12 protein-coding genes and 2 pseudogenes are annotated in these 13,497 nt (G+C 48.1%); 3 read left to right on the top strand and 11 right to left on the bottom strand.

Features of this window, described 5'->3' with window-relative positions:
- Window positions 1-27: 27 nt before the first annotated feature.
- The 3 genes and pseudogenes from AAHF05_RS11090 to AAHF05_RS11100 form a co-directional block, all read right to left on the bottom strand.
- Window positions 28-996, bottom strand: coding sequence for an IS5-like element IS903B family transposase (locus AAHF05_RS11090; RefSeq protein ID WP_022652343.1), 969 nt, complete (start codon window positions 994-996; stop codon window positions 28-30).
- Window positions 997-1,026: 30 nt separating this feature from the next.
- Window positions 1,027-1,593, bottom strand: a pseudogene (locus AAHF05_RS11095) (MFS transporter); the annotation flags it as partial.
- An 86-nt stretch (window positions 1,594-1,679) separates the two neighbouring features.
- Window positions 1,680-2,837 (bottom strand): iron-containing alcohol dehydrogenase, encoded by a 1,158-nt coding sequence (locus tag AAHF05_RS11100; RefSeq protein ID WP_021243026.1) that lies wholly within the window; start codon window positions 2,835-2,837, stop codon window positions 1,680-1,682.
- Window positions 2,838-3,030: 193 nt separating this feature from the next.
- Here AAHF05_RS11100 and AAHF05_RS11105 point away from each other — a divergent pair, with 193 nt between their 5' ends.
- On the top strand, window positions 3,031-3,924 hold the full coding sequence (locus tag AAHF05_RS11105) for a LysR family transcriptional regulator (RefSeq protein WP_012695469.1): 894 nt from the start codon (window positions 3,031-3,033) through the stop codon (window positions 3,922-3,924).
- A gap of 136 nt (window positions 3,925-4,060) precedes the next feature.
- Here the strand turns inward: AAHF05_RS11105 and AAHF05_RS11110 are convergent, their stop codons facing one another.
- The 3 genes and pseudogenes from AAHF05_RS11110 to AAHF05_RS11120 all read right to left on the bottom strand — a co-directional run.
- The gene (locus AAHF05_RS11110) at window positions 4,061-4,876 is read right to left on the bottom strand and encodes an aminoglycoside O-phosphotransferase APH(3')-Ia (protein WP_012695470.1); all 816 of its coding nucleotides are present in this window, start codon (window positions 4,874-4,876) and stop codon (window positions 4,061-4,063) included.
- A 160-nt stretch (window positions 4,877-5,036) separates the two neighbouring features.
- Window positions 5,037-6,005 carry an IS5-like element IS903B family transposase gene (locus AAHF05_RS11115; RefSeq protein WP_013815099.1) on the bottom strand — a complete coding sequence of 323 codons (969 nt, stop codon included), beginning with the start codon at window positions 6,003-6,005 and terminating at the stop codon, window positions 5,037-5,039.
- Window positions 6,006-6,036: 31 nt separating this feature from the next.
- Window positions 6,037-6,408, bottom strand: a pseudogene (locus AAHF05_RS11120) (IS5/IS1182 family transposase); the annotation flags it as partial.
- Window positions 6,409-6,482: 74 nt separating this feature from the next.
- Between AAHF05_RS11120 and AAHF05_RS11125 the strand changes: the two are divergent.
- Complete coding sequence (locus AAHF05_RS11125) at window positions 6,483-7,115, top strand: DUF6904 family protein (protein ID WP_001567369.1); 633 nt, start codon at window positions 6,483-6,485, stop codon at window positions 7,113-7,115.
- A gap of 28 nt (window positions 7,116-7,143) precedes the next feature.
- Here the strand turns inward: AAHF05_RS11125 and AAHF05_RS11130 are convergent, their stop codons facing one another.
- Window positions 7,144-8,547 carry an ISNCY-like element ISKpn21 family transposase gene (locus AAHF05_RS11130; RefSeq protein WP_001567368.1) on the bottom strand — a complete coding sequence of 468 codons (1,404 nt, stop codon included), beginning with the start codon at window positions 8,545-8,547 and terminating at the stop codon, window positions 7,144-7,146.
- A gap of 536 nt (window positions 8,548-9,083) precedes the next feature.
- Here AAHF05_RS11130 and AAHF05_RS11135 point away from each other — a divergent pair.
- Entirely contained in the window at window positions 9,084-9,419 is a 336-nt protein-coding gene (locus tag AAHF05_RS11135) for a copper-binding protein (protein ID WP_129325129.1), read from the top strand.
- A 139-nt stretch (window positions 9,420-9,558) separates the two neighbouring features.
- Here the strand turns inward: AAHF05_RS11135 and AAHF05_RS11140 are convergent, their stop codons facing one another.
- The 4 genes from AAHF05_RS11140 to AAHF05_RS11155 form a co-directional block, all read right to left on the bottom strand.
- Window positions 9,559-10,650: an HBL/NHE enterotoxin family protein gene (locus AAHF05_RS11140; protein ID WP_128347701.1), complete on the bottom strand. Its 1,092-nt coding sequence runs from the start codon at window positions 10,648-10,650 to the stop codon at window positions 9,559-9,561.
- Between the two features lie 35 nt (window positions 10,651-10,685).
- A complete protein-coding gene (locus AAHF05_RS11145; RefSeq protein WP_129325128.1) occupies window positions 10,686-11,573 on the bottom strand; it encodes an HBL/NHE enterotoxin family protein in 888 nt (295 codons plus the stop codon).
- Between the two features lie 111 nt (window positions 11,574-11,684).
- Entirely contained in the window at window positions 11,685-12,827 is a 1,143-nt protein-coding gene (locus tag AAHF05_RS11150) for an HBL/NHE enterotoxin family protein (RefSeq protein ID WP_028018976.1), read from the bottom strand.
- Window positions 12,828-12,983: 156 nt separating this feature from the next.
- Window positions 12,984-13,253 (bottom strand): hypothetical protein, encoded by a 270-nt coding sequence (locus AAHF05_RS11155; RefSeq protein ID WP_129325127.1) that lies wholly within the window; start codon window positions 13,251-13,253, stop codon window positions 12,984-12,986.
- Window positions 13,254-13,497 lie beyond the last annotated feature (244 nt).

Raw genomic sequence — 13,497 nt, forward strand, 5'->3', positions numbered from 1 at the left:
AAGTCTCCCCCGTAGCGGGTTGTGTTTTCAGGCAATACGCACGCTTTCAGGCATACCTGCTTTCGTCATTTTGTTCAGCGCTCGTACCAGGGCCATAGCCTCCGCAACCTGACCATCGTAGTCACGCAGCGTCAGTGAACCCCCGAACAGCTGTTTTACCCGGTACATCGCCGTTTCCGCTATCGAGCGACGGTTGTAATCTGTTGTCCATTTCCACCGCGCATTACTCCCGGTCATTCGCTGATTAGCCACTGCACGGTTACGGTCTGCATATTCACCGGGCCAGTAACCCGCACCTTTTCGGGGTGGGATAAGCGCGCTGATTTTCTTACGCCGCAGTTCATCGTGACAGAGCCGGGTGTCGTAAGCGCCGTCTGCCGATGCTGCCCTGATTTTTCTGTGAGTCTGCCGGATAAGACCCGGGAAGGCTTCTGAGTCCGTCACATTGTTCAGCGACAGGTCTGCACAGATGATTTCATGTGTGTTGCTGTCAACTGCCAGATGCAACTTTCGCCATATACGACGGCGTTCCTGGCCATGCTTTTTGACTTTCCACTCGCCTTCACCAAAGACCTTCAGCCCGGTGGAATCAATCACCAGATGCGCGATTTCACCCCGGGTGAACGTTTTGAAACTGACGTTAACCGACTTTGCCCGCCTGCTGACACAGCTGTAATCCGGGCAGCGTAGCGGAACGTTCATCAGAGAAAAAATGGAATCAATAAAGCCCTGCGCAGCGCGCAGGGTCAGCCTGAATACGCGTTTAATGACCAGCACAGTCGTGATGGCAAGGTCAGAATAGCGCTGAGGTCTGCCTCGTGAAGAAGGTGTTGCTGACTCATACCAGGCCTGAATAGCTTCATCATCCAGCCAGAAAGTTATGGAGCCACGGTTGATGAGGGCTTTATTGTAGGTGGGCCAGTTGGTGATTTTGAACTTTTGCTTTGCCACGGAACGGTCTGCGTTGTCGGGAAGATGCGTGATCTGATCCTTCAACTCAGCAAAAGTTCGATTTATTCAACAAAGCCGCCCCGCAGAGTCCGGAACGCTGATACGGATCCATATCATTAGTAACAGCGAAAGTACTGACATAATACCGAACGTCAGGCGCCAGCCAAGATAATGCCCAAGCCAGGTTCCCAGCGGAACGCCTAGTGAGAGCGCCAGCGGTGTCCCAGCCATGGCTATCGCCATAGCCCGACCCTGATGAAGCGGCTCAACAATTCGGCGTGAAAACCCCGCCAGCAGGCTCCACGCCAGTCCCGCAGCCGCCCCGGCCCCCAAACGCGCTAACAGGGTCAGGTAAACATTTGATGAAAGTGCGGTAATGGTATTAAAAATGAAGAATCCCGCTACGGTCATTAATAAGACATATTTCCGATTCCACGACCGGGTAACGATAGTTAACGGAATAGCGGCAAATAATGACCCGAGGGCGTAGACGGTGACCCACTGGCCTGCGCTAGCCAGCGAAATATTCATTCCCTTACTGATTTCTGGCAATAATCCTGCTGGAATAGTTTCCGTCATGATGCAAATAAATCCGGTCATCGCAAAAGCCATTAATGGCATATAGGGAAATGTGTCATTCATTTTCTGCATTTTGCAATACCGTTAATGTTTAATTAAGCCTGCCAGGTGCGCAGGCTTAGCGCCTAATAGAGTAGATCGTTAGTCAATTAAAGTGCCATGTTCAGTATTGTTTCCGCCACTTCAGCAGTAATTTTTCCATGTTCACCTAATGCGATGTGCCCATGTTCTTTTAACTTGCCGATAACAGCTGAAATATCTTCCGCGCCCAGACCATAATCAGAAAGTCGGGTTTTAACGCCCATCAGTTCAAAAAATTCCACGGTGGCATTGATAGCCTCATCGGCCATTTTTTCGCTATCAGACTCAGGAATATTCCAGACACGCGCACCGTACTGAGCCAGCTTTTCTGCTTTTTCCTTTTTGCACAAGCGCCATAGTGCAGGCATAACGATAGCGAGGGTACGGGCGTGGTCGATTCCGTATAATGCAGTAATTTCCTGGCCAATCATGTGAGAAGCCCAGTCAGTTGGGACACCTGCGCTCAACATTCCATTCAGGGCCATCGTCGCAGCCCACATGATGTTAGCTCTGGCGTCGTAGTTCTGTGGATTTTTAAGGGCTACTGGGCCTTCTTCTTTCAGCGTGCTCAGCAGTCCTTCCGCCAGGCGATCCTGCACCTTAGCGTTAACCGGGTAAGTAATGTATTGCTCAAGAACGTGGACAAAGGCATCAACAACCCCGTTTGCGGTTTGTTGTTCAGGCAGCGTGTAGGTCATTTCCGGTTCGAGCACTGAAAATTTCGGCATAACGTAAGGGGAGGTGAAAAAGAGTTTATCCTGGGTGGTCACCCGATTAATCACCGCCGTGTTATTCATCTCTGAACCCGTGGCCGCCAGGGTCAGCACGCATCCAAAAGGGAGAGCTTGTTTCACCACGCCGCCATAACTCTTGACGATCTCCCATGGATCATTTTCGTAGAGGGCTGCGGCGGCAATAAATTTAGTCCCGTCGATCACTGAACCGCCGCCCACGGCCAGAAGAAAATCAATTTTTTCTGTTCTGACAATCTCAACGGCTTTCATCAGGGTTTCATAATGAGGGTTTGCTTCTACACCGCCAAACTCATAAACCAGGGTGTTTGTCAGGGACTCTTTTACGCGTTTCAATATACCGTGTTTTATAACGCTGCCCCCGCCATAGACAATCATGACCTTTTTACCCTGCGGGACTTCTTGTGCTAACGCAGAAATTTGATCGCGACCAAAAAGAATTTTTACCGGATTATGATAGATAAAATCTTGCATAATGATTACCTCATTTTCAGAATTAAAAGCCGTCACTACAACGAGGACATATTCACGTCGTGGAATATAAAGTACCATTTTGAATTTTATTTATTAATCAACATAAATTTCACTTACTTGTGAAATTTATTTGATAATTAATGACAGACTGGTACGCTGACGTCTCCAGTAGGGACCGAGGAGGAGGAATCGTGTGGATGAATTAAAGGTTTTTTTAACAGTGGCCAGGCTGAAAAGCTTTACCAAAGCCGCAGCTGAAATAGGTGTGACACCCTCAGCCATCAGCCACACGGTGAAATCTCTTGAGGAAAGGCTTGGGATCCGCCTGCTGGCCAGAACCACCCGCAGTATCTCCACTACGGAAGCAGGTGAAAGGCTCATTAACGAAGTTGGCCCGTTAATGGAACAGGTTGATGATGCTATTAGTCGGTTGAGTGAGCTTAGGGAAAAACCCACTGGCGTCATACGCCTCACGGCGGCAGATGATGTTATCCAGTATTTGATCCGTCCTGTATTACCGGACTTTCTGAGTCGCTACCCAGATATTCAGATTGAAATCGGCATTGACTATGGATTTACAGATATTGTTGATCAGCGTTTTGATGCCGGGATTCGTCCGGGCGATGTTCTGAATAATGATATGATTGCCGCAAAAATAAGCCAGAACTGGCGCCAGCTTGTTGTTGCTGCACCAGATTATTTTAAGCGTTATGCTAAGCCCAGGAAGCCGCAGGATCTTTTGAACCACAACTGCATTAACGTCCGCTATTCTGATACGAGTGGATTGTACGCCTGGGAATTCGAGAAAGATGCTCAGAAATTCAGTCTGAAAGTCAAAGGGCAATATATTGCGAACAGCACGATTCATCAGCTCGATGCAGCATTAGACGGGCTGGGGATTGCCTATATTCCCGAGTATGTTGCAGATGGATATATCAAAAGCGGCAAGCTGATTGCTGTTCTGACCGAGTGGTGTCCATATTTTGACGGCTACCATATTTATTATCCTCACCGCCGACAGGATTCTCCTGCGTTTATGGCTTTTCTGCAACTTTTGCGCGACAGGTACAATAATGGAATAAGATAAATTTATGAGTAAAGGATTATGTCCACGATAAGCACCTGGGTCGATTCCTGGGAGGCGGCCATGAGGGTAGGGAAGCGCCGTCCCGTCAAGTCAGCGTAATGCTCTGCCAGTGTTACAACCAATTAACCAATTCTGATTAGAAAAACTCATCGAGCATCAAATGAAACTGCAATTTATTCATATCAGGATTATCAATACCATATTTTTGAAAAAGCCGTTTCTGTAATGAAGGAGAAAACTCACCGAGGCAGTTCCATAGGATGGCAAGATCCTGGTATCGGTCTGCGATTCCGACTCGTCCAACATCAATACAACCTATTAATTTCCCCTCGTCAAAAATAAGGTTATCAAGTGAGAAATCACCATGAGTGACGACTGAATCCGGTGAGAATGGCAAAAGCTTATGCATTTCTTTCCAGACTTGTTCAACAGGCCAGCCATTACGCTCGTCATCAAAATCACTCGCATCAACCAAACCGTTATTCATTCGTGATTGCGCCTGAGCGAGACGAAATACGCGATCGCTGTTAAAAGGACAATTACAAACAGGAATCGAATGCAACCGGCGCAGGAACGCTGCCAGCGCATCAACAATATTTTCACCTGAATCAGGATATTCTTCTAATACCTGGAATGCTGTTTTCCCGGGGATCGCAGTGGTGAGTAACCATGCATCATCAGGAGTACGGATAAAATGCTTGATGGTCGGAAGAGGCATAAATGCCGTCAGCCAGTTTAGTCTGACCATCTCATCTGTAACATCATTGGCAACGCTACCTTTGCCATGTTTCAGAAACAACTCTGGCGCATCGGGCTTCCCATACAATCGATAGATTGTCGCACCTGATTGCCCGACATTATCGCGAGCCCATCTATACCCATATAAATCAACATCCAGGTTGGAATTTAATCGCGGCCTCGAGCAAGACGTTTCCCGTTGAATATGGCTCATAACACCCCTTGTATTACTGTTTATGTAAGCAGACAGTTTTATTGTTCATGATGATATATTTTTATCTTGTGCAATGTAACATCAGAGATTTTGAGACACAACGTGGCTTTGTTGAATAAATCAGATTTCGGGTAAGTCTCCCCCGTAGCGGGTTGTGTTTTCAGGCAATACGCACGCTTTCAGGCATACCTGCTTTCGTCATTTTGTTCAGCGCTCGTACCAGGGCCATAGCCTCCGCAACCTGACCATCGTAGTCACGCAGCGTCAGTGAACCCCCGAACAGCTGTTTTACCCGGTACATCGCCGTTTCCGCTATCGAGCGACGGTTGTAATCTGTTGTCCATTTCCACCGCGCATTACTCCCGGTCATTCGCTGATTAGCCACTGCACGGTTACGGTCTGCATATTCACCGGGCCAGTAACCCGCGCCTTTTCGGGGCGGGATAAGCGCGCTGATTTTCTTACGCCGCAGTTCATCGTGACAGAGCCGGGTGTCGTAAGCGCCGTCTGCCGATGCTGCCCTGATTTTTCTGTGAGTCTGCCGGATAAGACCCGGGAAGGCTTCTGAGTCCGTCACATTGTTCAGCGACAGGTCTGCACAGATGATTTCATGTGTTTTACTGTCAACGGCGAGATGCAGCTTACGCCAGATACGGCGGCGTTCCTGGCCATGCTTTTTGACTTTCCACTCGCCTTCACCGAAGACCTTCAGCCCGGTGGAATCAATCACCAGATGCGCGATTTCACCCCGGGTGGGCGTTTTGAAACTGACATTAACCGACTTTGCCCGCCTGCTGACACAGCTGTAATCCGGGCAGCGTAGCGGAACGTTCATCAGAGAAAAAATGGAATCAATAAAGCCCTGCGCAGCGCGCAGGGTCAGCCTGAACACGCGTTTAATGACCAGCACAGTCGTGATGGCAAGGTCAGAATAGCGCTGAGGTCTGCCTCGTGAAGAAGGTGTTGCTGACTCATACCAGGCCTGAATAGCTTCATCATCCAGCCAGAAAGTTATGGAGCCACGGTTGATGAGGGCTTTATTGTAGGTGGGCCAGTTGGTGATTTTGAACTTTTGCTTTGCCACGGAACGGTCTGCGTTGTCGGGAAGATACGTGATCTGATCCTTCAACTCAGCAAAAGTTCGATTTATTCAACAAAGCCGTTTTGAAACTGACGTTAACCGACTTTGCCCGCCTGCTGACACAGCTGTAATCCGGGCAGCGTAGCGGAACGTTCATCAGAGAAAAAATGGAATCAATAAAGCCCTGCGCAGCGCGCAGGGTCAGCCTGAATACGCGTTTAATGACCAGCACAGTCGTGATGGCAAGGTCAGAATAGCGCTGAGGTCTGCCTCGTGAAGAAGGTGTTGCTGACTCATACCAGGCCTGAATAGCTTCATCATCCAGCCAGAAAGTTATGGAGCCACGGTTGATGAGGGCTTTATTGTAGGTGGGCCAGTTGGTGATTTTGAACTTTTGCTTTGCCACGGAACGGTCTGCGTTGTCGGGAAGATGCGTGATCTGATCCTTCAACTCAGCAAAAGTTCGATTTATTCAACAAAGCCGATAGACTTTCCTCCGACTGAAACAACAGGATGATTGAGCCCATGCTTCGATACGAGTTAACGCCGAACAATGCAGGTTTTATACTGTGGGGAGATTCAGAAGCCCTGAATGAATTACATGAACTCATTCATTACATCGTGGATGAAAGCCCACTGATTAAAGTTAAAGACGGATTTATGTTATCCCTTGCCTATGATATTCGTAAAGCACGGGAAGGTAATCGTCGTGTTGAGCAACATCAGTATGATCAACATGATACATATAAGCTTTATGGTGTTGAGCTTTTATGGCCTCTGGTCCTGGTACAGTCCTCAATACTCAGAAACTCAATGGGTTATATTCAGACAGACAAAAACCAGCTGTCTGTCATGTATGCCTTTGAATACCTGATAGAATCAGCATTAACAGAGTCTGAGAGAACAACGTCGAATGATATTATGCTAACAGTAAAATATGCATCAGACTCTGATTTTAATTTCATTGAGGATAATATTGACAGCAGGTGCTGCTATTTTATCAGCCTATCTCCGGAGCAAAGAAAAAAGCAGTTAATCAGTATTGTTCGTTCTTTTCATTCATTATGGGGTAAGTATGCCCGTGAAAAGCAGGACATAAAGATGCTGAACGAAATGAATAATACATCATGGGTCTGGCCGGACAATATCAACTGGTGAGCAACCACTGTCCGGCCAGTGAGTACCATCAGCGGGCTCTTTTACCAAAAATGTCCTCTGAACGTGACTGAAGCTGTTTGAGTGCTTCGAGCATGTCATCATTATCCAGTGAGCGCTGGGATTTCTTCCCTTCCTGCTTTGGCCGTCGTCGGGAAGGGCCATCTCCAGCGGGAATTGACTGAGAGCGCGTGTTATCCCGCTTGCTCTGCACCAGACTGATAAACTCCAGGGTTCGGCCAAGACGCTTGTTATCGACAATCGCGCCCTGGTCGATTTCTGACAGTCGGTCGTAGGTAGAGTAGGGAAGTAGCGTACCGTTCAGGCGCAGCTCTTTTCTGCCATCAGGATAGTGATACACATCGATATATTTACCTATTGCACGGCGACTCAGTTCGCTGTCTTCAATCAGGTACAACATTTTATCATATTGTATCGTCAACGATTTTGAGACTTTACGTTTTTCACGAACAGTGAAAATAAGCCCCAGGTCCTCATCATGTTCTACAGCACGGTGTACGTCAAAATCATGTCGCGGTACTTTGCCAAAACGGCGGTTATAGTCAGCCATATAGGCCTCAGCGAAGTCATTTGCAGCCTCCATTGAACAAATGCCCTGTAACCGCAGCTCTTTGACCAGACGATCCTGTAAAGTGAGGTGAGCTCGTTCTACACGCCCTTTGGCGGGACTGGTTTCTGCACAGATAGTCTGGATGTTCAGTTCATGCATGGCTCGCCCAAACTGAGTATGCCCGTCTCCGCCTGTGGCGTGTTTATTGTTAACACGAAAAACACCGGCTTTATCGCTGTACAGTGCCAGCGGTTTACCATGCTTATCGATATAGCGCCGCGTGGCTTCGAAGTAAGAAAACGTGGACTCCGATTTAACAAACAACAGTTCCATCAGTTTGCTGGTTGCATCATCAACATAGACCAGCGCGGTGCAGGCCGGGCCACGGCCTTCAAACCAGTCGTGATCACAGCCATCTATTTGTATCAGCTCACCAGTACACGGACGCCGGTACCGTGGTTGAGGGATCCTTGCGGCACGTTGTTTACGGGGAACCCATAAGCCAGCCCGCACCATGATGCGCCGGACAGTTTCTTTGCCAAGAAACAGTCCGTGGAGTTCTTCGAGCTTTTCACGCGCCAGAGTCGGACCGAAATCAGCATAACGCGTCTTGATCAGTTCCAGAGCCTGATCTGCGAGCCCGGGTGGCAACTGGCGGTTACCACGCATGCCACATCGTCTGCTGGCCATACCAAGCGGTCCGCCTTCACGGTAACGGGCAAGAAGTCTGCGGCATTGCCTGTCGCTGATACCGAGGTGCTCGGCCGCACGGCGCGTTGTGATGCGACGTTCAATGACGTCCTGTATAATCTTGATCCGGTTGATCTCTTTCAAAGTAAACACTCCTGAGCTTTCTGCGCTCATGATATGCCTCCCGGTAGTTTAAACGGACCAGTGAAGCTTACCATAGCGCGGACATCTGAATTGAGCCACAGGCGGACATTACTATTGAGCCATTACAATACTGGTGCGCATAATGTATATTATGTTAAATGAAGTCTGCCGTTCATACAGACTATGATTAATCATAAACTTACCTATCCCCTCCAACTACCTGATTGTTAGGTTGCTGTCCGGTGAGAATGACATTGCCCAGCCTATAGGTTTCCTAGCGAACATTTTCATATTCACCTCTGTATATTATCGATGTAAACCCTGACATTCATGACAAAGATGTCATTAGCATGTCATGCAGCAAACAGAAGCCATTCGATATAATTAGTGCAACTTATCAGAAAGGCTGAATCACTTCATCAATACTCGGCGTCAGAGTATGCCAGGAAATGAATATCCAGCCCTCTCCCGGATAAATAAACACTGCCGAACCTGTTTCAGTTATGGAACTGAAAATATCGGTTGTACTTCCCCGGACATCACTAATTCAGAAATGGAGAGTTATCATGAAAAATATCGTATTAACATCTTTGCTGGGCTTTGGTTTAATTTCTTCGGCCTGGGCCACTGAAACCGTGGATATCCATGAGCGCGTCAACAATGCGCAAGCTCCTGCTCACCAGATGCAGTCTGCCGCGGCTCCTGTCAGGATCCAGGGTGTGGAAAGTCATCAGAAGATGATGGGAAATAACACTGTATCCATGACCGTCTCGTCAACGTCTTACGCAGCGATGGATGAGCATAAAAGAGCTGCGGTTGCCCATGAATTCATGAATAACGGTCAGTCCGGCCCACATGAGGCCATGGCCGAAGCGCACCGCCGCATGATCAATGCAGGCTGAATGCGATTGCATTCCCTGCTCTGTTTTGTACCACTCACCTTCAGCCAACAGCGCTGACGGTGTACCGCCTTCGGACGGAAACAAGCCTGTCAGCCCGGCGGTTGCCGGGCAGCAGCAGCCAAATATTAATCTTCGCTTGTCATGCACTCGACTTCAGTTCATTTGCGGGAACAGTATTGAAAGGCAGCGGCCCTAACTGCATCACGCTTCCCGCCTGTTCACCTAGCTGTTGCCACTGGCGTTTCATCGCACTCAGCCTCAGTGCCAGATACCCCTTTGAACTCTGCTGCAGGTCGGTCAGCGTTTGCTGGTAGCTATCAGCAACGGTCTGCCATCCGTTGACCAGCAACTTAGCGGAATCAATGGCAGACTGAGAAAGTCTTTCACTGGCCGTCAACTGGTTATAAACCGTGTCAAAAACAGCCACCTCCAGTTCAAGCCCAACGAGATTGGTCAACGTTGTGCTGTACTCTTTTTGCGCTTTGACGATATCGGCAGAGCTTATGGTCATCGCCAGCGTTCCGCCTGCGACCAGGGTAATACCCGCAGCCAGAAGCGTTTGCGTTGCCCCACCGGTTTCGATAATTGTTGTGGCCGCAATGACAATCATGCCGATCCCTATAATGTCGCTCACCGCTCCCGCCGAAATCTGCACAATATCTGCATCCATCTGTTTATTCAGATCGTTTAGCTTCTGCCGGAGTGCCGATATTTCCCCTTTATCACCGGTAATTTGCGTCTGCACGGTTTCTTTAGCCGCTTTAAATGTGCTCTGACTGCTGTTGATCCCATTCACATAAACCTGGACGTTATCGACAAACACTCCCGTGGAAGTGACGTTTTTCTGAGCAAGAGAAAGCAACTGTTGGATACCCTGCTGGATATAATGAAGCTGGCTTTTATCCCCCATGTCATATTTTTGTGCCGCCGGAAGAAGTGCATCGACGTAAGCCCCCACCTGATTCGAAAAATTACGCACATTTACCAGCGAAGAGATGGCCGCCGGATTAATCGAAGATAACCATTCCTGCGCCTGATCGCGCGCAATAGCCTGCTGTGCAGGAAGATCGGGTAAAATATCTAAATGAATATTGGGTTGACATAATACAGTGCTCGCATAAGTCTGTTGAGCAATCGATGAAGCACCGATGCCCTGAATACCTGTCATTAAGGCATTGGTTGATGATGATTCAGTATCATTTTTCGCAGCTGCAATGGCTTGCATGATCATAATGAAAACCTCAAAGTCGTTAATTGGTTTTTGGCTTACTGCAATTGCTCAACGGTGCGCATCACTTCCTGCCAGTTCGCCTGTACGGTATTAACGGAGACTATAAGAAAATCCGCAGTCACCTGTTGTTGGGTGACCTCCGACAGGTCGGCCGTCACGGTTTGCCAACCATATTGAAGAGATTGTGTCAGGCCACACAAAATAGCGGTTCCTTTGGTCAATGCGTTCAGTGCATCACTGGTGGCGCCGAGTTGTCCTATTTCCTGATAAAGCATCCCCGTTTCCTGTTGCGCCTGAGCAATCGTCCGCTCCGTGCTTTGCACATAGCCTGTTAATTCCATAATCGCGGCGCCAATCCCAAAAGTAAAAATGCCGATGATAATTTCCATCCTCTTTTTACTTTCAAGCTCAGCTTTCAGCGCATTCAGCTGAGCGTTAAGAGCTTCTAACCTTGCCCGATCGGCAGCTAATAACTGTTGCGCCCTTTGCTGATCGGCTAGCAAGTTCCTTGAGTCCGTCGTAATGTCATTATTAAAGGAAATAACAACCTCATTGAACTCATTCAGAGATGCAGATAGCGGCGTGCTGTCGGAGAGTAATTGCTTAATCTGCCCCTGAGCTTTTGTGAGATATTCCTGTCCGTCAGGCCCATTTAATTCAGAACGGATGTTGGCAACCGTAGAATCCAGCTCGTCTCCAAACTTGATAACCTCGGAATACAACGAATCCATTCTCACCACAATGTCAGACAGATAATAATTCGCATGATTGTGGACGGAGAGGATATTTCCATTCAGATCGGGGATCTGCGGATCGTTAATGGGCGGAAGCTGTTCTAATTGTTGTGCGACCTGCGTCATCTGTTGACGCACATTTTGTTGAGCCGTTAATGCCTGAGTAAAGCTGACTTTCAATGCTGGCATACTCTGAACCTTAGACACGGGTCACTTATTGGCATCATCGTGAAACGATGCGTCCGGTTTGTCTGTTAAAACAATCAGACCCTCACGGGCCTGATTGATGATTAATAAACGCTATGCAGCAGCCAGCCGTGCAAACGTCGCCGTTGGGTTAGGCAACAGGATCCCACTGCTGGTGACCGATGCGTTGCTGACCGGTAAAGAACCATAATCCAATAGCTTACGGGCATGATTGCCAACATCATCCCAGTCCGCTTTCGCCGCATTGAGTTGCGCGATCAGGAAATAGCCTAAATCTGGGGTCGCGCTGGTCAGCGCCGACTGGAAGACAATAAAGTCCTGTTCAAGCGTCTGCCAACCTGCCAGTAAAGAACCCGCGGCCTGAACCGCAGCGGATGCCTGGCCCGAAAGATTCTGAACAATCGTATTCACGTTTTTGGTGGCAGAATACTGTTGTTGTAGTTTTGTTTTGGTCGTAATAGCCGTGCTGAGCGCGCTGGTTTGCTTGGCATAGTCAACTCCCCCGGCAATGGCAACACCAGCACCGGCCCCGACGACCACCAATCCACCGACAATCAGTGCGGTACTGACACCTGCGGTCGCAATTTCCGCCAGTGCCCCCACGGCAATCATTAATCCTCCTACCACTGCAGCGGTTGAACCCGCTGCAATCATAGTCAAGTCTTTACTCATGGCGGAATTAATAGCGTCGATCTGTTTCCCCAGTGCGGCAATTTGTCCGTCTTTACCGGCTAATGCCGCTTCTGCCGTAGTAAAATCACTGGCGAAATTGCGGGCATCTTCGGCAAGCGTGGTCTGGAAACCGCCCACTGAATTAACCACGTTATGCGTAGCGGTTTGTTTTTGAGCGACCAACGCCTGAAGTTGCTGAACACCCAGTTTAAAAGTATTAATTGATGCTGTGTCCGAAGGGTTTTGCTGTATTTTTACCGCCAGCTTAACCAAAGGATCATAATAGGAATCAAAATTGTTAGAGAAGCTCACAATATCCGTATTGGTTGAGATCATTTGCGGCTGTATGACATCACGCCAGGATGTGGCATGGTCTCTGGCTTTTGCCTGATGTTCCGGTAGATCGGGTAATATATCCGGCAGGGAGAGATCGGCCTGCGTTAAAATGGTGCCGACATAGTTTTGAATGATCACGGCTGCTGTGGTAGAGGCATCAGCGCTCGCTTTCATGTTATTACTGTTAATCGATGGATTGGTGCCAGCCTGTAGAATATGATTTAGCATTATTAAATACCCTTTCAGTTACTAAGAACGGAGTGAACTCTTTGAACTCGGTTAAATATAAAACACCAAGTTAATAAAAATCACTTATTTAAGAAAAGACCGTCAAAGTCTGGAATGCTTTCCTAAATCACGCATTGACACAGTATTAATTGAAATTCAGATTCTGGTGATTCCGACAATATGTGGGCCGCCCTGCAAAGGCTGGAAGATTTCAACAATAGATTCCCACACCACTAATGCAGGCGGAATTGAAGCAAGGCACTTGAAGCGATAATTTGTCCCGGCCACTAACTGCGTTGAGACGGCCTGCGGCTCATACGTTACACCAACAAATCCCGCCATGGCTTCTTTAAATACCTGCCAATCTTTTTCGGTCAACGTATGATAAGCCGTCCAGCCACCAACAATAGTCTCTTGATTCGACATGATATTTCCTCGATATTAGTCATCCTACTCATTTGGCTTTTCGGAGTTCGCCCCATCTATTTTGAAATGGTTTCTGGGATCCATTTATTTCCATACAGATTTGTCAACAAAGCCCCCGCCAGCTTCAATCTGGCAGAAGCTGTTTGTGATATATTTTATATTTTAGCCAGTGCAATAACTGGCAATCAGAACGTTCTTAAATATGGGTGGTGTAATCACTTCCCGCAACTGACTTTAATAATAC

The organism is Enterobacter adelaidei, assembly GCF_041937165.1.
GTDB classification, from domain to species: Bacteria; Pseudomonadota; Gammaproteobacteria; order Enterobacterales; family Enterobacteriaceae; genus Enterobacter; species Enterobacter adelaidei.